We start from the raw sequence: 19189 nt of genomic DNA, 5'->3' as shown, positions 1-19189 counted from the left end.
GAACCACCGGGGCGGCTGTGCGGTCGGAACCGGACGACCGGGTAGGGTCTGACGCCGTGCCCGGCAATCCACGTCCCGCCACCGTGCGTCCCGTACGGCTCGGCGACCTCGCCGCCCGCGTGGCGGTGACCCCGCCGGAGGGGGCCGCCGAGGTGGCTGTCACCGGCGTGACCCACGCCAGCCAGGAGGTCCGCCCCGGCGACCTGTACGCGGCCCTGCCCGGCGCGCGGCGCCACGGCGCGGAGTTCGCCGCCGCCGCCGCCGAGGCGGGCGCGGTGGCCCTGCTCACCGACCCGGCCGGCGTGGCGCTGGCCGCCGGCGCCGGCCTGCCCGTGCTCGTCGTCGACGACCCGCGCGAGGCGCTCGGCGAGGTGGCCGCGACGGTCTACGGCGACCCGACCGCCGGCCTGACCGTGATCGGCGTGACCGGCACCGCCGGCAAGACGTCCACCAGCTACCTGGTCGAGTCCGGGCTGCGCGCCGCCGGGCGCGTCACCGGCCTGATCGGCACCGTGGAGACCCGCCTCGGCGATCTGGTGATCGACAGCGTCCGGACCACCCCGGAGGCCACCGACCTGCACGCCATGCTCGCGGTGGCCCGCGAGCACGGGGTGGACACCGTGGTCATGGAGGTGTCCAGCCACGCCCTGGCGATGGGCCGCGTCGGCGGCGTCCGCTTCGACGTCGGCGGCTACACCAACTTCGGCTCCGACCACCTGGACTTCCACGCCGACGAGGCGGACTACTTCGCGGCCAAGGCCCGGCTGTTCGACGGCCGCTGCCGGGTCGAGGTGCTCAACCACGACGACCCGGCGCTGCGCCCGCTGTACAAGCCGGGCACGGTCACCTACTCGGCAGCCGGCGACCCGGACGCCACCTGGTGGGCCGAGGGCATCGACGGCGAGGGGTACGCGCAGCGCTTCACCCTGCACGGGCCGGACGGGCTCGCGCTGCCCACCGGGGTGGCGCTGCCCGGCCGGCACAACGTGGCGAACGCGCTGCTGGCCGTCGCGCTCCTGGTCGCCGTCGGGGTGGACGCGGAGACCGCGGCGCGCGGCGTGGCCGCCTGCGGCGGCGTGCCCGGGCGGCTGGAACTGGTCAGCGGCGACGCCCCGGTACGCGGGGTGGTCGACTACGCGCACAAGGCCAACGCGATCGAGGCGGTGCTGACCGCGCTGCGCGACCTGACCGGCGGCCGGCTGATCTGCGTGCTGGGCGCCGGCGGCGACCGGGACCGGGGCAAGCGGCCGGTGATGGGCGGCGTGGCCGCGCGCGGCGCCGACGTGGTGCTGGTGACCGACGACAACCCGCGGACCGAGGACCCGGCCGCGATCCGGGCCGAGGTGCTGGCCGGCGCGTACGCCGCCGCGACCCCGGCCCGCGTCATCGAGGTGCCCGGGCGGCGGGCGGCGATCGAGGAGGCGGTCCGGGTGGCCGAACCGGGTGACGTGGTGGCGGTGCTGGGCAAGGGCCAGGAACGCGGCCAGGAGATCGGCGGCGAGGTGCTGCCGTTCGACGACCGGGTGGAGCTGGCGGCGGCGCTGCGCGCCCGCTTCGGTGACCTGGTGGGTCAGCGGTGATCCCGCTGACGCTGGCCGAGGTGGCCACCGCCGTCGACGGCCGGCTCGTCGGCGCCGACCCGGACGCCCGGGTCACCGGCACCGTCGAGTTCGACTCCCGCAAGGTGAGCCGGGGCGGCCTGTTCGTGGCCTTCCCCGGCGAGCGGGTGGACGGCCACGACTACGCGGCCGGCGCGATCTCCTCGGGCGCGGTGGCGGTGCTCGGCACCCGGGAGGTGCCGGGCGTGCCGATGGTGCTCGTCGGCGACGCGCTCGACGCGATGGGCCGGCTGGCCCGCGCAGTCGTCGACCGGCTGCCCGGCCTGACCGTCATCGGGCTGACCGGCTCGTCCGGCAAGACCACCACCAAGGACCTGATCGCCCAGGTCGCGGTCCGGCTCGGCCCGACGGTGGCCCCGCCCGGCTCGTTCAACAACGAGCTGGGGCACCCGTACACGGCGCTGCAGGCCACCCCGGAGACCCGCTTCCTGGTGATGGAGAAGGGCGCCCGCGGGGTGGGGCACGTCCGGTACCTGTGCGACGTGGTGCCGCCCCGGATCTCGGTGGTGCTCAACGTCGGCGTGGCGCACCTGGGCGAGTTCGGCTCGGTGGAGGCCATCGCGCTGGCCAAGGGGGAGCTGGTCGAGGCGCTGCCCTCCGACGGGCTGGCGGTGCTCAACGCCGACGACCCGCGGGTGGACGCGATGTCGACGCGTACGCAGGCCCGGGTGGTGCGGTACGGCGAGTCGGAGCGCGCCGACGTGCGCGCCGTGGACGTGACGCTCGACGGCCGGGGCCGGCCCTCGTACACGCTTGTCACCCCGGAGGGGAGCGCGCCGGTGCGGCTCGGGCTGACCGGCCGGCACCAGGTCTCCAACTCGCTCGCCGCGGCGGCGGTCGGGCGCGAGCTGGGCCTGCCACTGCCCGACCTGGCGGCGGCGCTGAACGAGCTGGGCCTGGTCTCCACCCGGCGGATGGACGTCTTCGAGCGCCCCGACGGGGTGACCGTGATCGACGACTCGTACAACGCGAACCCGGCCTCCACCGGCGTGGCGCTGCGGGCGTTGGCCAGCATGCGCGGCGAGGGGCGTACGGTCGCGGTGCTCGGCTACATGGCCGAGCTGGGTGACTTCGAACTTCAGGGGCATCAGCAGGTCGGCCGGCTCGCGGCCGAGCTGGGAGTGGACCGGCTGCTCGTGGTGGGCGAGCCGGCGGCGCCGATCCACGAGGGCGCGACAGCGGTAGGCAATTGGGGAGGAGAGTCGGTGCTGCTCAGCGATCAGGCGGCGGCCGTCGAGGTGCTGCGGAGCGAGCTGCGTCCGGGAGACGTGGTGCTGGTGAAGGGCTCCCGGTACCGGACCTGGGAGGTGGCCGACGCGCTGCGCGCGGACGCCCGCGAGGGTGCGACGGAGGGCGGCGCCGCATGAGGGCGGTCATCGTCGCCATCGGGGTCGCGTTCCTGATCTCGCTGTTCTGCACCCCGATCGCGATCAAGGTGTTCGCCCGGCTGAAGGCCGGCCAGCCGATCCGGTCGAACCTCGGGCTCGCCAGCAACGAGGGCAAGAAGGGCACGCCGACGATGGGCGGCGTGGTCTTCATCCTGGCCACTGTCATCGCGTACGTCGCCGGGCACCTGGCCCTGACCACGCTGCCGGACGCGCAGATCGCCCAGGTCGAGCCGACGATCACGGCGCTGGTGCTGCTGGGGCTGATGGTGTTCTCCGGCGCGGTCGGCTTCATCGACGACTTCCTGAAGGTGCGCAAGCGGCACAGCGGCGGCCTCAACAAGCGGGGCAAGCTGGCCGGGCAGATCCTGGTCGGCGCGGTCTTCGGCGCGGTCGCGGTCTACTTCCCGTCGAGCATGACCGACGCCGGCGGCAACGCGACGAACACCGAGACGGTGGCCAGCACCACGCTGAGCTTCATCCGGGACATCCCGGCGCTGGAGATCGGCAAGATCGGCTCGGTGATCGTCATCATCATGGTGGTCATGGCGGCCACCAACGGCGTCAACCTCACCGACGGCCTGGACGGCCTGGCCACCGGCGCCTCGGTGATGGTGCTCGCGGCGTACGCGCTCATCGCGTTCTGGCAGTACCGGCACTGGTGCGCCGACCCGAACTACACCGAGGCGTACTGCTACACCGTGCGCGACCCGCTGGAGATCGCGCTGATCGCCGGCGCGGCGGCGGGCGCCTGCGTGGGCTTCCTGTGGTGGAACACGTCCCCGGCGCGGATCTTCATGGGTGACACCGGCGCGCTCGGGCTGGGCGGTCTGATCGCCGGCATGGCGATGTCCACCCGCACGATCCTGCTGCTGCCGATCCTGGGCGGCCTGTTCGTGATCATCACGATGTCGGTGGTCATCCAGATCATCTCGTTCCGTACCACCGGCAAGCGGGTGTTCCGGATGTCGCCGTTGCAGCACCACTTCGAGCTGGCCGGCTGGAGCGAGGTCAACATCGTGGTCCGGTTCTGGATCATCGCCGGCATCGGCGTGGCCATCGCGCTGGGCCTGTTCTACAGCGAGTTCCTCGCCGCCGTCAGCTAGGTGTAAGGAAGGGCCCCTTATTAACAGACGTCTGTTAATAAGGGGCCCTTCCTTCAGATCCGACACGCCGACCGGGCGGTTGCGCCACGGGCGGGCGGGGCGAGCGGCAATGATGGGCCTGTGGGGGAGGGACGAGACATCCAGGTGACCAGCGACCCGCCGGCCCGCCGTGCGCCGGCGGCCACGCCTCCGGCCGAACCGCCGGCGGCGCGCTGGGATCCGGCCGGTGGGCTGGCCGCGCTGCGTGGCCTGCTGGCCCGGCCGCTGGCCTCGTACTACCTGCTGCTGTCCAGCGTCGGACTGCTGCTGCTGATCGGCCTCACCATGGTCTTCTCCGCGACCAGCGTGAAGGACTTCGCCGAGGGCGGCGACGCGTCCGCGTCGCTGACCAAGCAGGCCGTGTTCGCGGTGATCGGCATCGGCGCGTTCTGGGCCTGCCAGCGGCTGCCCGCGCGCACGTTCCGGGCGGTCAGCCGCCCGGCGCTGGGGGTGGCGGTCGCGCTGCTGCTCCTGCTCAACCTGCTCGTCGCGATGGGCTCGCTGTTCGGGGTGACGTCGATCGGGCCGTTGCGGGCCGAACTCCTCTCACTCTCGCTCGGCCCGATCTCGCTGCAACCGGTCGAGGTGGCGAAGTTCGCGCTGGTGCTGTGGGCGGCGCACGTGCTGGCCCGCAAGGGCGCGGTGCTGGGCTGGTGGAAGGAACTGGCCACGCCGCTGTTCCCGGTGGTGGGCCTGCTGTTCGTGCTGGTCGGCTACAACGACCTGGGCAGCATGCTGTGCCTGCTCGCGCTCGTGGTCGGCATGCTCTGGGCGGCGGGCGTACGGACCCGGGTCTTCGCCGCGCTCACCGCGATCGGCCTGGCCGGCATCGGACTGCTGGTGGCCGCGGCCTCGCTCGGCGCCGGCTCCGGCTCCCGGGGCGCCGACAACTACCGGCTCGGCCGCCTCACCATGTGGCTCGACCCGCCGTCCCCGCGCACGTGTTTCGAGCAGGAGCTGCCGAACTGCTACCAGCTCGTGCAGGCCCGCTACGCGATCGGCAACGGCGGCTGGTTCGGCGTCGGCCTGGGCCAGAGCTCGCTGAAGTGGAACTGGCTCCCCGAGGCGCACAACGACTTCATCTTCGCCATCGTCGCGGAGGAACTGGGCGTGGTCGGCTGCACCGTGATCCTGGTGCTGTTCGCCGTGCTCGCGTACACCGGGCTGCGCATCGCCCGCCGGGTCGAGGACCCGTTCCGCCGGCTCGCCGCCGCCGGCGTGACCGCCTGGCTGGTCGGCCAGGCGGTCATCAACATCGGTGGCGTGACCGGGCTGCTGCCGCTGACCGGCGTACCGCTGCCGTTCATCTCCGACGGCGGCAGCGCCCTGGTGGTGACGCTCGCCGCGGTCGGCATGCTCGCCTCGTTCGCCCGCGCCGAGCCGGACGCCGCGCGAGCGCTGCATGCCCGTCCGCCCGCCCGATGGGTCCGACTAGTGTGGGCCCCGTTGCCGCCGCTTCCCGGCCGGCGCCGCAAGCCGGCGTCGCCGCCGGCCGACCGAGGGTCCGTGCCCCGGTCCCGGCAGCGGCGGCAGGACGATCAGGCCGCGCCCCGCGGCGCCCGGTCCGACCGGGCGCGCACCGGCGCGGCGAGCGAGAGGAGACGCTGATGGGTCCGCTGCGTTCGGTGGTGCTCTGCGGAGGGGGTACGGGCGGGCACATCTACCCGCTGCTCGCCTTCGCCGACTGCCTGCGCCGACACGACCCGAGCGTCCGGATCACCTGTCTGGGCACACCGAAGGGGCTGGAGAACGAGCTGATCCCGCCGGCTGGCTACGACCTGCGGCAGATCCCGGCGTACCAGCTTCCCCGGTCGGTGAACATGAGCCTGGTGCGCACCCCGGACCGGATGTGGAAGGCGGCCCGCGCCGCGGGCAAGGTGATCGACGAGGTCCAGGCCGACGCCGTGGTCGGCTTCGGCGGGTACGTCTCGGTGCCCGGTTACCTGGCCGCGTGGCGGCGGGAGCTGCCGATCGTCATCCACGAGGTGAACGTGCCGCCGGGCGTGGCGAACCGGCTCGGGATGAAGTTCACCAAGAACGTCGCGGTGGGTTTCCCGCACCAGCCGGCCCAGGCCGAGGCGTTGCGCGACGCCCGGGTGGTGGGCGTGCCGCTGCGCCGGGGCATCGCCGGGCTGGACCGGGCCGCCCTGCGTGACGCCGCCCGCGCCCACTTCGGACTCCGTCCCGACCTGCCGGTGCTCTTCGTCGCCGGTGGCTCGCAGGGCGCCCGCTCGATCAACCTGGCCGTGTCCGGCGCGGCGAAGGAGCTGGCCCGCAACGGCGTGCAGGTGCTGCACGTCATCGGCGCCCGCAACGAGCCGGTCTCGGTGCCCACCGACCTGCCGGTGCCGTACGTCACGCTGCCGTACCTGTCCGAGATGGAGCTGGGCTACGCCGCCGCCGATCTGATGCTGGCCCGGGGCGGCGCGATGACCTGCGCCGAGGTGGCCGCGATCGGACTGCCCACCGTCTACGTGCCCTACCCGCACAGCAACCAGGAGCAGAAGCGCAACGCGCTGCCGGTGGTGGAGGCGGGCGGCGGTCTGCTGGTCGACGACGCCGAGATGACCCCGGCCTGGGTGGAGCGGACGGTGATCCCGCTGATCCGGGACCCGCAGCGGCTCTGGGCGATGAGCCAGGCGGCAGCCGGCTACGGCCGCCGCGACGGCGACGTGGCGCTGCTGAACTTCGTCTACGAGGCGGTGGCCCGCTGATGAGGGAAACCGCGACGGGAAGGTACGTCTGATGAACACCGCGCAGTTCACGCCCGCCGGCACCATGACGGCGGAGGACCTGGGCCGGATCCATCTGATCGGCGTGGGCGGGGTCGGGATGGCCGGGCTGGCCCGGCTGTTCCTCACCCGGGGTCTGCCGGTCTCCGGCAGCGAGCTGCGGGAGTGGCCGTCGCTGGCCGGCCTGCGGGCGCTCGGCGGCACCATCCACTCCACCCACGAGGCGTCCAACCTCGACGGCGTGGACACGGTCGTCTACTCCTCGGCGATCCCGCAGGACCACCTGGAGATGGTGGAGGCGCGCCGGCGGGGCCTGCGGGTGCTGCACCGGTCCGAGGCGCTCGCCGCGGCGATGACCGGCCGCCGTACGGTGGCGGTCGCGGGCACCCACGGCAAGACGTCCACCACCTCGATGGTCACCATGGTGCTCCAGCAGGCCGGCACCGATCCGTCCTTCGTGATCGGCGGCGAGATCTCCGAGGTCGGCTCCGGCGCGCACCACGGGACCGGCGAGCACTTCGTGGTCGAGGCGGACGAGAGCGACCGCTCCTTCCTCATCTACCGCCCGTTCGTGTCGATCATCACGAACATCGAGGCGGATCACCTCAACACCTACGGCGACCTGGCCACGCTGGAGGCGGCGTTCGCCGAGTTCGCCCGGCTCACCGACCCGGCGGGGTTCGTGGTCACCTGCGCCGACGACCCGGGCGGGCGGCGGCTGGCCGAGACACTGCGCGCCGAGGGCCGCCGGGTCTGGACGTACGGCGAGTCCGCCGACGCGGACCTGCGGATGAGCGACGTCGTCTCGTCCGCGCACGGGGTGCGCTACCAGGCCGAGATCGAGGGCCGGGCGTTCGGCGAGTTCCGGCTGCCCGTACCGGGGCGGCACATGGCGCTCAACAGCGCCGCCGCGGTGCTCGCCGCGTACCTGCTGGAGCTGCCGGTCCCGGCGGCGGAGGCCGCGCTCGGCGCGTTCCCCGGCGTGCGGCGCCGCTTCGAGCGCAAGGGCGTCGCCGACGGCGTGCTGGTCTACGACGAGTACGCCTACCACCCGACCTCGATGACGTTGGCGTTGCAGACGCTGCGCGAGGTGGCCGGCGACGGCCGGCTGATCGTGGTGTTCCAGCCGTACCGGCTCTACCGGACCCGGGACAACCAGGCGGAGATCGCCGCCGCCCTCGGCATCGCCGACGAGGTGGTGCTGCTGGAGGTGTTCGGCCCCGGCGAGACGCGCCGCCCCGGCGAGGGCTCGGCCGCGCTGATCCAGGACGTGCCGCTGCCGGACGAGCGCAAGGTGTTCGTCGAGGCGTGGGACGACGTGCCGGCCGAGGTGGCCCGCCGGGCCCGGGCCGGCGACGTGGTGGTGACCATGGGCGCGCCGCCGATCTCGCTGATGGGTGACCAGTTGCTCGACGCCCTGCTGGCCCGCTCCGGCGGCACGGGGCTGGACGCCGGCGTCGGCCCGGACGGCGCGGCGGCCACCGCCGGATGAGTCCCGGTCCGGCCCGCGGCCGTACCCCCGGCCCGGACGGCGGAGGTGGCCGGCGCAGCCCGGTGCGGCGCTGGCAGCTCGTGCGGGCCAACGCGGACGCCGTGCCGCCGTCGGCCCGCCGGTTCATGGCCCGGGCCCGGCAGCGGCGGATGCGGGCCGCGCTGCCGTGGGCGGTCGCCGCCGCGGTGCTCGCCGTCGTGGGCCTGGTGGCGTGGACGGTGCTCGGCACCGGCCTGTTCGGCGTGCGCGAGGTACGGGTGGTCGGCGCGCGGCTGGTCACGCCGGTGCAGATCCGCGACGCCGCGGCGGTGCCGGACAACGAGCCGCTGGCCCGGGTGGACCTGGCCGCGACCGCCCGCCGGGTCGGCACGCTGCCGCCGGTGGCCAGCGCCAGTGTCGAGCGGGAGTGGCCGGGCACGCTGGTGATCCGGGTGCGGGAGCGCACCGCGGTGGCGGCGGTGCCGCAGGGCGACGGGTTCGTGGTGGTGGACGGCTCGGGCGTGGTCTTCCAGCGCCTGGACCGGGCGCCGGACGGGTTGCCGCTGGTCAAGGTGGCCCGGCCGGGCCCGGACGATCCGGGTACGCGGGCCGGGCTGGCGGTGCTCGCCGCGCTGGGGGAGAAGCTGCGCGCGGAGCTGGTCGCGGTGGACGTGGCCGGCCTGGCCCGGATCACGTTGCAGCTGCGCGGCGAGCGTCAGGTGTTCTGGGGCGACGCCTCCCGGGGCGCGGACAAGTCCACCGTGGCGACCGCGTTGCTGAGCCGCAAGGCGGACCGGATCGACGTCAGCGCGCCGGACGTGGTCACGTTCGAGTGACCGGCGGCTCAGCGAGCGGACGCTGTGTCCCCTGTCGCTCGGTCGCGACACGCCGGAACAGGTCCTTGGCTCCTGGCGCGGCGGCGCATACGTTGCCCCGAAGAGATCAGTGGTTGACATAACTCTAAGCCTCTAGTAGAGGGTGAGGGTTCAGCCGTCGGAGGCCGCTGATCCGGCCAAGCCGTGTGGGGTCGGCCCATGCCAATCTCGAAGGGAAAGGACCGGAGATGACACCTCCGCACAACTACCTGGCGGTCATCAAGGTCGTCGGCATCGGGGGCGGCGGAGTCAACGCCGTCAACCGGATGATCGAGGTTGGGCTCAAGGGCGTCGAGTTCATCGCGATCAACACCGACGCGCAGGCGTTGCTGATGAGCGACGCCGACGTCAAGCTCGACGTGGGCCGGGAGCTGACCCGGGGACTGGGCGCGGGCGCCAACCCGGACGTCGGCAAGAACGCCGCCGAGGACCACCGCGACGAGATCGAAGAGGTCCTCAAGGGCGCCGACATGGTGTTCGTGACCTGCGGCGAGGGCGGCGGCACCGGCACCGGCGGCGCGCCGGTCGTGGCGAACATCGCCCGCAAGCTCGGCGCGCTCACCATCGGCGTGGTGACCCGGCCGTTCTCGTTCGAGGGCAAGCGCCGGCAGGTCCAGGCCGAGGCGGGCATCGAGGAGCTGCGCAACCAGTGCGACACGCTCATCGTGATCCCGAACGACCGGCTGCTCGCGCTCGGTGACCGCAACATCTCCATGATGGACGCGTTCCGCACGGCGGACCAGGTGCTTCTCTCCGGTGTCCAGGGCATCACCGACCTGATCACCACGCCGGGTCTGATCAACCTGGACTTCGCCGACGTGAAGAGCGTGATGAGCGGCGCGGGCAGCGCGCTCATGGGCATCGGCAGCGCCCGGGGCGAGAACCGCGCCGTCGAGGCGGCCGAGGCGGCCATCTCCAGCCCGCTGCTGGAGCAGAGCATGGACGGCGCGCGCGGTGTGCTGCTGTCCATCGCCGGCGGGTCGGACCTCGGCCTGTTCGAGATCAACGACGCGGCGCAGCTGGTCACCGACGCGGCCCACCCGGACGCGAACATCATCTTCGGCGCGGTCATCGACGACGCGCTCGGTGACGAGGTGCGGGTCACCGTGATCGCGGCGGGCTTCGACGGGGGCGCGCCCGCGTACAAGGCGGTCGAGCCGCCGCGCAAGAGCAACCAGAACCCGCCGGCCCAGCCGAACGCGCCGGTGAGCCCGCCGGCCACCATGCCGGCGCCGCAGCAGCCGTCGCGGCGGGTGCTCTTCGACGACGTCGACGTGCCCGACTTCCTCAAGAACGGGTCCTGAGCCGCGCCGATGACGGAGTCACAGACGGCGGTGCGGCCCGAGCGGCGCGCCGAGCTGGCGGCCGGGCTGGCCCGGGTCCGGGCCCGCATCGCCGACGCCTGCGCGGCGGCCGGGCGGCAGCGGGACGCGGTCACCCTGGTCGCGGTGACCAAGACGTACCCGGCGTCGGACGTGGTGGCGCTGGCCGGGCTGGGCGTGACCGACGTCGGGGAGAACCGCGACCAGGAGGCGGCGCCGAAGGCGGAGGCGGTGGCCGAAGCCGGCGCCGCGCCGCGCTGGCACTTCATCGGCCAGCTGCAGCGCAACAAGGCCCGGTCGGTGGTCCGGTACGCCGACGTGGTCCAGTCGGTGGACAGCGTCCGGCTGGCCGCCGCGCTGGACGCCGCCGCGGGCGCGGTCCGGGACCGGCCGCTGGACGTGCTGGTGCAGGTGAGCATCGACGGCGACCCGGCCCGGGGCGGGGCACTGCCGGGCGCCGCCGATCCGCAGCGCGGGCTCGACCCGGTCGCTGCGGCGGTGGCCGGCGCGGACGGGCTGCGGCTGGCCGGCCTGATGGCGGTGGCGCCGCTGGGCTGGGAGCCGGACCGGGCGTTCGCCCGGCTGGCCGAGGTGGCGGCGGCGCTACGGGCCGACCATCCGGGCGCCACGGTGCTGTCGGCGGGGATGAGCGGCGACCTGGAAAGCGCGATCGGGCACGGCGCGACACATGTCCGTGTCGGCAGCGCGTTGCTCGGAATGCGCCCTGCGCTGCGGTAGCCTCACCACGACGGAAGCAAATTACATCAGTGTTGTTCAGGACGGCGTCCCTGTAGCCGGGGGCCGTGACGGGCGGACCGCGAACCGCACGTCAGGGGATTGCCGATCCGGTCCGGTGGGCATGATCGTCCACTCGTGATCAAGCGACACGGCACGGGGGCGCGTGCCGCACGGCGGACGGAAGGGCGCGGGGATGGGTGCACTGCGCAAGGCGGGGGTCTGGCTCGGTCTGGTCGAGGAGGACGACGAGCGGGCGTACGAGGACGGTGGCTACGACAAGGGTGGCTACCGGGACTCGTCGCGCTACCGGTCGAGCCGGTACGCCGAGGAGTTCGCCGACGAGGACGACGACGAGGCCGACGAGCCGCCGGCGACGCGGTCCCGCCTCAGCGACCGGGGCCGGCTGTCCGAGCGCGCCTCCAGCCGGTCGGTCGACACCGACCGGGGCGACGTGGAGCGCCCGGAGCGGGTCGAGCGCTCCAGCGTCCGGTCGATCACCCGGTCCTCCGCCGGCGAGACCTCGGGCGCCCTGACCTATCACACGCGGGACAATCTCGCGCTCGCGCCGCAGGCCCAGCCGCGCGAGCGGGAGCGGGTGGCGCCGGAGGACGAGCAGCGCTACCAGATCACCACGCTGCACCCGACCACCTACCGCGAGGCGCGGACCATCGGCGAGCACTTCCGGGACGGCGTCCCGGTGATCATCAATCTCACCGAGATGGACGAGGCGGACGCCCGCCGCCTTGTCGACTTCGCCGCCGGGCTCGCGTTCGGCCTGCGCGGTACGATCGAGCGCGTGACCAACCGGGTGTTCCTGCTCTCACCGGCCAACGTCCAGGTCACCGCGGAGGACAAGGCCAAGATCGCTGAGGGCGGCTTCTTCAGCCTGAGCTGACCCACATGACCGAGGGACGTCGCCTGCCGTGTTGTCGATCCTGTTCCAGGTGCTCTACCTGCTGCTGTACATCTTCCTAATTGTCCTTTTGGCGCGATTTGTTATGGGGGCGGTGCTGGCCTATGGTCGCCGCTGGCAACCGGGCCGGGGAGCGTCGGCGGGACTGGAAGTCGTGTGGAGCGTCACTGATCCGCCCCTGCGAGCGTTGAGGCGTGTGATCCCGCCACTGCGAATTGGTACCGTGAGCATCGACCTGGCCTCCCTTGTGCTCCTGGTTATCCTGTTCGTGCTGATGGAGTTCGTGTTTAGGCGCCTGATCTTCGCGTTTGCCTGACCAGAGCGCTTTCGCGGCCGCAACTGACCCGAGGAGTTTCGATGCCGCTGACCCCGGCCGACGTTCACAACGTCGCCTTCAAAAAGCCGCCGATCGGCAAGCGGGGGTATGACGAGGAGGAGGTCGACGCCTTCCTGGACGAGGTCGAGCGCGAGCTGGCCCGTCTGATCGAGGAGAACAACGAGCTGCGCGCCCAGGTGGAGCGCGGCGGTCGGGGTGGCGCTCCCGCCGGCCCCGGCGGTGACGCCCGCCTCGCGGCGGAGCTCAACGACGTCAAGGCCCAGCTCGACCGGGTGCAGCGCGACAAGGCGGCCGCCGAGCAGGCGGCCCGCGCGATGCAGGCCGAGCTGGAGCAGGTCCGCACGCAGGGCGGCCCGGCCGGGGTGACCGGGGACGGCGAGCAGCAGGCGCTGCGGGTGCTCATGATGGCCCAGCGCACCGCCGACGACCACGTCTCCGACGCCCGTCGCGAGGCCGACCAGCTGCTCTCCGAGGCCCGTTCGAAGGCCGAGGAGGTCACCCGGGAGGCGCGCGCCAAGGCCGACGCCCTGGAGCGGGACGCCCGCCAGCGGCACCAGGAGGCCATGGGCGGCCTGGACGCCAAGCGCACCGCGCTGCAGAAGCACATCGAGGAGCTCAAGCAGTTCGAGCGCGAGTACCGCACCCGGCTCAAGGCGTACCTGGAGAGCCAGCTGCGTGACCTCGACGGTCGCGGCCAGGGCCTCGAGGTGGAGATGAACCGCGCCGAGGGCACCCGTGCCGCCGGCAGCAACGGTCTCGCCGCGGCCGGCCTCGCCGGCTCCTACGGCGGTGGCCGCGGCGCCGGCTCGCTCGAGTCCGGCCGCTGATCCCGCGTCGGTGGCCGTCCCCGTGACGGCCACCGACCGCCCAGACCGACACGACGCGGCCGGGGGTGAGCCGTGGTAGCCGCCAGCATCCTGCTCATCGTCGTCGCGGTCGTGCTGCTGGTCGCCGGGCTCGCCGGCGGATCCAGCCTCCTGCTCATCGTCTCGATCGCGGCCAGCGTCCTGTCCGCCGTCGTCTTCGTCGCGTTCGCCCGCCAGGCGGCCGCGGCGCGGGCCACGGCCGTCCGGGCGACCGGGCCGCGTACCCGGACCGCGCACACCGTCCCGTCTCCGGACGACCCGGTGAGCCCGGTCCCGCACCACACGTCCACGGTCGACGCCGGCGGATCCGGGTGGCGGCAACCGCCCGGGTCGCCGGTGACCGAACCGGACGACACCCCGCCGCCGGCCGCGTACTCACCACCGGCCGATCCGTTCGACGCCGATCCGTACACCGCGACTTACGAGCCGGCGACCGCCGAGTCGTACGAACGCGTCGCCGCCGAGCCGGTGACCGACGCGGAACCGACGCCCTACTCGCCGCCCGGCCAGCGCGCCTCGGACGCCACGCGGCCCACCTCGCCCGCGCCGGGCGATGCGTTCGACGGCGACCCGCCGGCCGAGTACCTCTCCGCCGGGCAGGTGGCCCGGCTGGTGCGGCTGCCCGGCGAGGTCCTGGTGGTCGACGGCCACCCCCGCTTCCACCTGCCCGGCTGCCCGCATCTGGTGGGCCGGGAGGACGAGCCCGTTCCGGTCGCCGAGGCGGTCGGCCTGGGCTTCACCCCGTGCGCGCAGTGCGCCGCCGCCACCACCCTGCTGGCCGAGGCCCGGCCCCGCTGACCATGACGATCGCGGACGACACGCTCACCGTCGCGGTGCGGGTGAAGCCCGGCGCGTCCCGGACCCGGGTCGGCGGCCGGTACGACGGGCCGCTGGGTCCCGCGCTCGTCGTCGCGGTGCACGCGCCGGCGGTGGACGGCCGCGCGACCGAGGCGGCCCGGAGGGCGCTCGCCGAGGCGCTCGGCGTCCGGCCGGCGACCGTGTCGCTGCGCTCCGGCGCGGCCAGCCGGGACAAGCTCTTCCTGGTGGAACGCCCGCACGCCGAACTGCCCGGGGTGCTGCGGCGACTGCGCGACGGCAGCACGCCGTGAGATCCGCCCGGGCCGGTCGGCGATGACCCCCGGGCTGGACGTCGCGTTGCTGGTGGGCGCCGCCGTGCTGCTGGTGGCGGTGGGCGCGGTGCGCTTCTCCACCCGGCTCGGCGTGCCGAGCCTGCTGGTCTACCTGGCGCTCGGGGTGCTGCTCGGCGAGGCCGGGCTGGGCATCCGCTTCGACGACGTCGAGCTGACCCGGGTGCTCGGCTTCTGCGCGCTCATCGTGATCATCGCGGAGGGCGGCCTGACCGCCCGGTGGAGCACGCTGCGGCCGGTGCTCGGGCTGGCGGCCACGCTGTCCACCGTCGGCGTGGTGGTCAGCATCGTGGTCGTCGGCGTGGTGGTGCACCTGCTGCTCGACCTGGACTGGCGGCTGGCGCTGCTCTACGGCGCGGTGCTCTCCTCGACCGACGCGGCGGCGGTGTTCGCCACGCTGCGCCGGTTGCGCCTGCCACCCCGGCTGGTGGCCGCGCTGGAGGCCGAGTCCGGGGTGAACGACGCGCCCGTCGTGCTCGTGGTGCTGCTGCTCTCCCGCGCCGGAGCGGAGGCGGCCCACCCGTGGTGGTACGAGGCGCTGCTGCTCGGCTACGAGCTGGGCGTCGGCGCGGCGGTCGGGGTGGGCGCCGGGCTGGCCGGGCGGTACGCGCTGCGCCGGGCCGCGCTCCCGTCGGCCGGCCTGTACCCGATCGCGGTGGTCGGGTTCACCGTGCTGGCGTACGCGGCCGGCTCGGTGGTGCACGCCTCCGGCTTCCTCGCCGTGTACGTGGCGGGCGTGCTGCTCGGCAACTCCCGCCTGCCGCACCGGCAGGCCATCCTCGGCTTCGCCGACGGGCTGGCCTGGCTGGCCCAGATCGGCCTGTTCGTGCTGCTCGGCCTGCTGGTCTCGCCGAGCCGTCTGGAGACCGCGGTGCTGCCCGCCGTGATCACCGGGCTGGCCCTGCTGCTGCTCGCCCGGCCGTTGTCGGTGGCGGTGTCCGCGCTGGCGTTCCGGGTCAACCTGCGCGAGCAGCTCTTCCTGTCCTGGGCCGGTCTGCGCGGCGCGGTGCCGGTCGTGCTCGCCACCATCCCGCTGTCGCTGCACGTGCCGGGGGCGGACCGCCTCTTCGACGCGGTCTTCGTGCTGGTGGTGATCTTCACGTTGCTCCAGGCCGGAACGCTGGCGTCGGCGGCCCGCCGGCTGGGCGTGATCGCGCCGGCCGAGCCGAACGAGATCATGCTGGAGACCGCCCCGCTGGAGCGGATGCGCGCCGACCTGCTCCAGCTGGAGGTGCCGGACGGGTCCCGGCTGGCCGGGGTGCACGTGGACGAGCTGCGGCTGCCGGTGGGCGCCGCGGTCACGCTGGTGCTGCGCGACGGCGTCGGGTTCGTGCCCGGCGCGGACACCCGGCTCAAGGTCGGGGACAGCCTGCTCATCGTCGCCACCGCCGGCGTACGGGACGAGACCGAGCGGCGGCTGCGGGCGGTGAGCCGCCGGGGCCGGCTGGCGCGGTGGTTCGGGGAGTACGGCGAGGAGACGGCCCGCTGATCTGCTACCGTTCCTTTTGCCCCGATTGATGGCAGTCCGGGGCGGATACGTGGGACGACGGTGCGGCACGTTGTCGGACGCCTGTACGTTCCGTATTCTTGCCAACCTCCGGAGTGCACGGCGGGCCCGCTCGCCGTGCACCCTTCCGTACGCGGAGATGCCGACGACGGCGTCCCCGCCCACGTACCGCTGACCGCCGCGCCACGCGGCTGAGGGAGCTGACGATGGCGAAGCCAGCCGACACCAGGACCGCCGGCCGCAAGCCCGCGCCGAAGGCCACCCGCAGCGCGGCGGAGACCGAGAAGATCCGGGCCGCCCTGGCGGCGCGGCGGGACGAGCTGAACGCCGAGTACGATCAGACGCTGAGCGAGATCACCGAGCTGCAGCGCGACCGGCTGACCGACTCGGCCGGGGACGACCAGGCCGACACCGGCACCAAGACGTTCGAGCGGGAGCAGGAGATCTCTCTCGCCAACAGCATCAAGGAGCGGATCACGCAGGTCGAGCGCGCGCTGGAGCGCCTCGACGAGGGCGGCTACGGCTGGTGCGAGCGGTGCGGCAACCCGATCCCGGTGGAGCGGCTCGCCGCGTTCCCGTCGGCCACCCTCTGCGTGACCTGCAAGCAGCTGGAGGAGCGGCGCTGATCACCGCTCCCCGGCGGCCGTACGGCAGACGGTGACCACGCCGTCGCAAGCGTCGATGGGGAGCAGATGACCGCAGCACCGCCCGCCGGTTCCGGCACCACCGAGTCGGGTGCCGGCGCGCCCCGCCGCAGGGCCGTCGGCCTGCTGCTCGGCGTGTCCCTGTTCTCGCTGCTGGCGGATCTGGGCACCAAACAGCTCGCGCTGGCCGAGCTGACCGGCCGGGAGCCGGTGTCGGTGCTCGGCGGCGCGGTCTACTTCAGCCTCACCCGCAACAGCGGCGCCGCCTGGAGCATCGGCTCCGACCACACCTGGGTCTTCCCGATCATCACGTTCGTGGTGATCGGGTGGATCGCGTGGATGGCGCTGCGGCTGCGCTCGCTGCCGTGGGCGGTGTCGCTGGGCCTGGTGCTGGGCGGCGCGCTGGGCAACCTGATCGACCGGATCTTCCGCGCGCCCGGGCACTTCGTCGGCCACGTGGTCGACATGATCAGCCTCTTCGACCCGTACGGCCAGGTCTGGCCGGTGTTCAACCTGGCCGACAGCTCGCTGGTCTGCGGCGTGGTGCTGGCGGTCTTCCTGGAGCTGACCGGCCGGCAGCGCGACGGCTCCCGGCTGCGCGACGAGAAGCGCGACGACGCCGCCCCGGCCGAGCAGCGGGAGACCGCGTGACCTCCGCGTTCGCCGCCGGCGGCGACACCCGCTCCCTGCCCGTCCCGGACGGCCTCGACGGCATGCGCCTGGACCAGGCCGTGTCCCGGCTGTTCGGGCTCTCCCGCACCGCCGCCGCCGGCCTGATCGACGCCGGGGACGCGCTCGTCGACGGCGTGGCCCGGCCCAACTCGCACAAGGTCAAGGCCGGCTCGTGGCTGGAGGTCACGCTGCCCGCGCCGCCCGCCCCGCCGACCGTGGTGCCGCAGGCGGTGCCCGGCCTGACAGTGGTGTACGCCGACGACGACATCGTGGTGGTGGACAAGCCGGTCGGGGTGGCCGCGCACCCGAGCCCCGGCTGGACCGGCCCGACGGTGATCGGCGGGCTGGCCGGCATCGGCCACCGCATCTCCACCAGCGGCGCGGCCGAGCGGCAGGGCGTGGTGCACCGGCTCGACGTGGGCACCACCGGGATCATGGCGGTGGCCAAGAGCGAGCGCGCGTACACCGCGCTCAAGCGGGCGTTCAAGGAGCGCGAGGTGGAGAAGCGCTACCACGCCGTGGTGCAGGGCCACCCGGACCCGCTGCGCGGCACCATCGACGCGCCGATCGACAGGCACCCGCACCACGACTACCGGTGGGCGGTGGTCTCCGGCGGCAAGCCGAGCATCACCCACTACGACACGCTGGAGGCGTTCCCCTCCGCCAGCCTGCTCGACGTACGGCTGGAGACCGGGCGCACGCACCAGATCCGGGTGCACTTCTCCAGCATGCGGCACCCCTGCGTGGGCGACCTGACCTACGGGGCGGACCCGACTCTGTCGGCCCGGCTCGGGCTGTCCCGGCAGTGGCTGCACGCCCGTTCGCTGAGCTTCGCGCACCCGGGCACCGGCGACGAGGTGACGTTCGTCAGCGACTACCCGGAGGATCTGGCCCGGGCGCTGGAGATCCTGCGCGACTGACCATGAGCGACGACACCGCGCCGCCGCGCCGGTCCCGGTTCACCACGCTGACCTGGTTGGCGCTGGCCTGCGCGCTGGTGGTGCTGGTGGTAGCGGTGGCACAGCGGCGGGACCGTCCGGCCAGCGACCGCACTGTCGGCGAGGTGACCCGGGTCGGGGTGGCCGCCGGCGCGAGCGTCCCGGCGTACCTGCGTGCCGCCGGGGAGGAGCTGGCCGCCCTCGACGCGCCCGACGCCTACGCGCTCGTCTCGTTCGCCGGCTACCTGACCCCGGCGCGGGCGGCCGCCGCGCTGGACGGCGCGCCGGTCTCGGCGGTGGTGGCGCGGGTGCCGCTGTCCGGCCGGCAGACCGAGATCGTCCGGATCGCGGCGTTGCGGCTGCCGGACGACGTGGTCGCCGGGATGGCCGACGTCGCCGGGCGCAAGGACCGGGAGGCCGCCGACTACCGGTCGCGCGCCGCCGCCCCGGCGGCCACCGCCGATCCGGAGCTGCGCCGGGTGTACGAGAGCGGGGCCGAGGTCGCGGCCCGGGAGGCGGACGCCTACCGGACCGGGTGCGCCTGCGTGTACGCCGCGGTGGTCCGTGCCGCGCCGGACGCGCTGCGCGCGCTCGCCGGGCGCCCGGACGTACGGGTGGTGGACCCGGCGCCGGAGGTCACCCGGCTCGACCGGACGGTGTTCACCCCGCCGCTGCCGGAGCAGCGTGACGTGGCCCGGCCGCCGGCGGACAGCGCGGCGGCCCAGGGCGGCGGAATGGGCGATTCGTCGGAAGCTGCACGGACGGTGAGCGGACCTTCACCGACCGCCCGTGCGCCGGTCCCCGGATCCGGGCCACCCAATCCCGCTCCCACCTCCTGAGACATCAGCGGGCGCGGCCACCCGGTCGATCCCACCGT

19 protein-coding genes are annotated in these 19189 nt (G+C 74.0%); all 19 read left to right on the top strand.

The features are described from left to right. Window positions 1–17: 17 nt before the first annotated feature. The 19 genes from PVK74_RS12495 (at window position 18) to PVK74_RS12405 (ending at window position 19151) form a co-directional block, all read left to right on the top strand. Entirely contained in the window at window positions 18–1580 is a 1563-nt protein-coding gene (locus PVK74_RS12495) for a UDP-N-acetylmuramoyl-L-alanyl-D-glutamate--2,6-diaminopimelate ligase (protein ID WP_187694459.1), read from the top strand. Further along, entirely contained in the window at window positions 1577–2986 is a 1410-nt protein-coding gene (locus PVK74_RS12490; RefSeq protein WP_043329471.1) for a UDP-N-acetylmuramoyl-tripeptide--D-alanyl-D-alanine ligase, read from the top strand. Before PVK74_RS12495 ends, PVK74_RS12490 begins: the two co-directional genes overlap by 4 nt. After that, window positions 2983–4110, top strand: coding sequence for a phospho-N-acetylmuramoyl-pentapeptide-transferase (gene mraY / locus PVK74_RS12485; protein WP_043329473.1), 1128 nt, complete (start codon window positions 2983–2985; stop codon window positions 4108–4110). Before PVK74_RS12490 ends, mraY begins: the two co-directional genes overlap by 4 nt. 231 nt (window positions 4111–4341) lie before the next feature. Continuing rightward, window positions 4342–5757 carry an FtsW/RodA/SpoVE family cell cycle protein gene (locus PVK74_RS12480; protein WP_176722845.1) on the top strand — a complete coding sequence of 472 codons (1416 nt, stop codon included), beginning with the start codon at window positions 4342–4344 and terminating at the stop codon, window positions 5755–5757. After that, a complete protein-coding gene (murG, locus tag PVK74_RS12475) occupies window positions 5757–6863 on the top strand; it encodes an undecaprenyldiphospho-muramoylpentapeptide beta-N-acetylglucosaminyltransferase (protein WP_043329477.1) in 1107 nt (368 codons plus the stop codon). The genes PVK74_RS12480 and murG overlap by 1 nt, the downstream gene beginning before the upstream one ends. A gap of 31 nt (window positions 6864–6894) precedes the next feature. Continuing rightward, a complete protein-coding gene (gene murC / locus PVK74_RS12470; protein ID WP_064445228.1) occupies window positions 6895–8373 on the top strand; it encodes a UDP-N-acetylmuramate--L-alanine ligase in 1479 nt (492 codons plus the stop codon). After that, window positions 8370–9188: a cell division protein FtsQ/DivIB gene (locus PVK74_RS12465; RefSeq protein WP_064445229.1), complete on the top strand. Its 819-nt coding sequence runs from the start codon at window positions 8370–8372 to the stop codon at window positions 9186–9188. The genes murC and PVK74_RS12465 overlap by 4 nt, the downstream gene beginning before the upstream one ends. Window positions 9189–9415: 227 nt before the next feature. Next, window positions 9416–10531, top strand: coding sequence for a cell division protein FtsZ (gene ftsZ / locus PVK74_RS12460; RefSeq protein WP_030500246.1), 1116 nt, complete (start codon window positions 9416–9418; stop codon window positions 10529–10531). A gap of 9 nt (window positions 10532–10540) precedes the next feature. Further along, a complete protein-coding gene (locus PVK74_RS12455; protein ID WP_274479098.1) occupies window positions 10541–11287 on the top strand; it encodes a YggS family pyridoxal phosphate-dependent enzyme in 747 nt (248 codons plus the stop codon). A gap of 193 nt (window positions 11288–11480) precedes the next feature. Continuing rightward, window positions 11481–12182, top strand: a complete 702-nt coding sequence (locus PVK74_RS12450) for a cell division protein SepF (RefSeq protein WP_043329483.1) — start codon at window positions 11481–11483, stop codon at window positions 12180–12182. Window positions 12183–12210: 28 nt separating this feature from the next. Beyond that, on the top strand, window positions 12211–12516 hold the full coding sequence (locus PVK74_RS12445; protein ID WP_030500249.1) for a YggT family protein: 306 nt from the start codon (window positions 12211–12213) through the stop codon (window positions 12514–12516). A gap of 41 nt (window positions 12517–12557) precedes the next feature. After that, window positions 12558–13364 carry a DivIVA domain-containing protein gene (locus PVK74_RS12440; protein ID WP_043329484.1) on the top strand — a complete coding sequence of 269 codons (807 nt, stop codon included), beginning with the start codon at window positions 12558–12560 and terminating at the stop codon, window positions 13362–13364. 72 nt (window positions 13365–13436) lie between these two features. Further along, window positions 13437–14201, top strand: a complete 765-nt coding sequence (locus PVK74_RS12435) for a hypothetical protein (RefSeq protein ID WP_274479097.1) — start codon at window positions 13437–13439, stop codon at window positions 14199–14201. A 2-nt stretch (window positions 14202–14203) separates the two neighbouring features. Then, complete coding sequence (locus PVK74_RS12430; RefSeq protein WP_209962680.1) at window positions 14204–14512, top strand: DUF167 domain-containing protein; 309 nt, start codon at window positions 14204–14206, stop codon at window positions 14510–14512. Window positions 14513–14534: 22 nt separating this feature from the next. Next, window positions 14535–16040 carry a potassium/proton antiporter gene (locus tag PVK74_RS12425; RefSeq protein WP_166456901.1) on the top strand — a complete coding sequence of 502 codons (1506 nt, stop codon included), beginning with the start codon at window positions 14535–14537 and terminating at the stop codon, window positions 16038–16040. 224 nt (window positions 16041–16264) lie between these two features. Next, complete coding sequence (locus PVK74_RS12420) at window positions 16265–16684, top strand: TraR/DksA family transcriptional regulator (RefSeq protein WP_030500254.1); 420 nt, start codon at window positions 16265–16267, stop codon at window positions 16682–16684. Window positions 16685–16750: 66 nt separating this feature from the next. Further along, window positions 16751–17353 carry a signal peptidase II gene (lspA, locus tag PVK74_RS12415; RefSeq protein ID WP_113972526.1) on the top strand — a complete coding sequence of 201 codons (603 nt, stop codon included), beginning with the start codon at window positions 16751–16753 and terminating at the stop codon, window positions 17351–17353. After that, complete coding sequence (locus tag PVK74_RS12410) at window positions 17350–18294, top strand: RluA family pseudouridine synthase (protein ID WP_064445235.1); 945 nt, start codon at window positions 17350–17352, stop codon at window positions 18292–18294. The genes lspA and PVK74_RS12410 overlap by 4 nt, the downstream gene beginning before the upstream one ends. 2 nt (window positions 18295–18296) lie before the next feature. Then, window positions 18297–19151 (top strand): hypothetical protein, encoded by an 855-nt coding sequence (locus PVK74_RS12405; RefSeq protein WP_274479096.1) that lies wholly within the window; start codon window positions 18297–18299, stop codon window positions 19149–19151. Window positions 19152–19189 lie beyond the last annotated feature (38 nt).

It is taken from the genome of Micromonospora chalcea, assembly GCF_028768405.1.
Taxonomy (GTDB): domain Bacteria; phylum Actinomycetota; class Actinomycetes; order Mycobacteriales; family Micromonosporaceae; genus Micromonospora; species Micromonospora chalcea.
The sequence above is the reverse complement of the archived record's forward strand: the minus strand, read 5'-3'. Positions and strand labels throughout refer to the sequence as shown.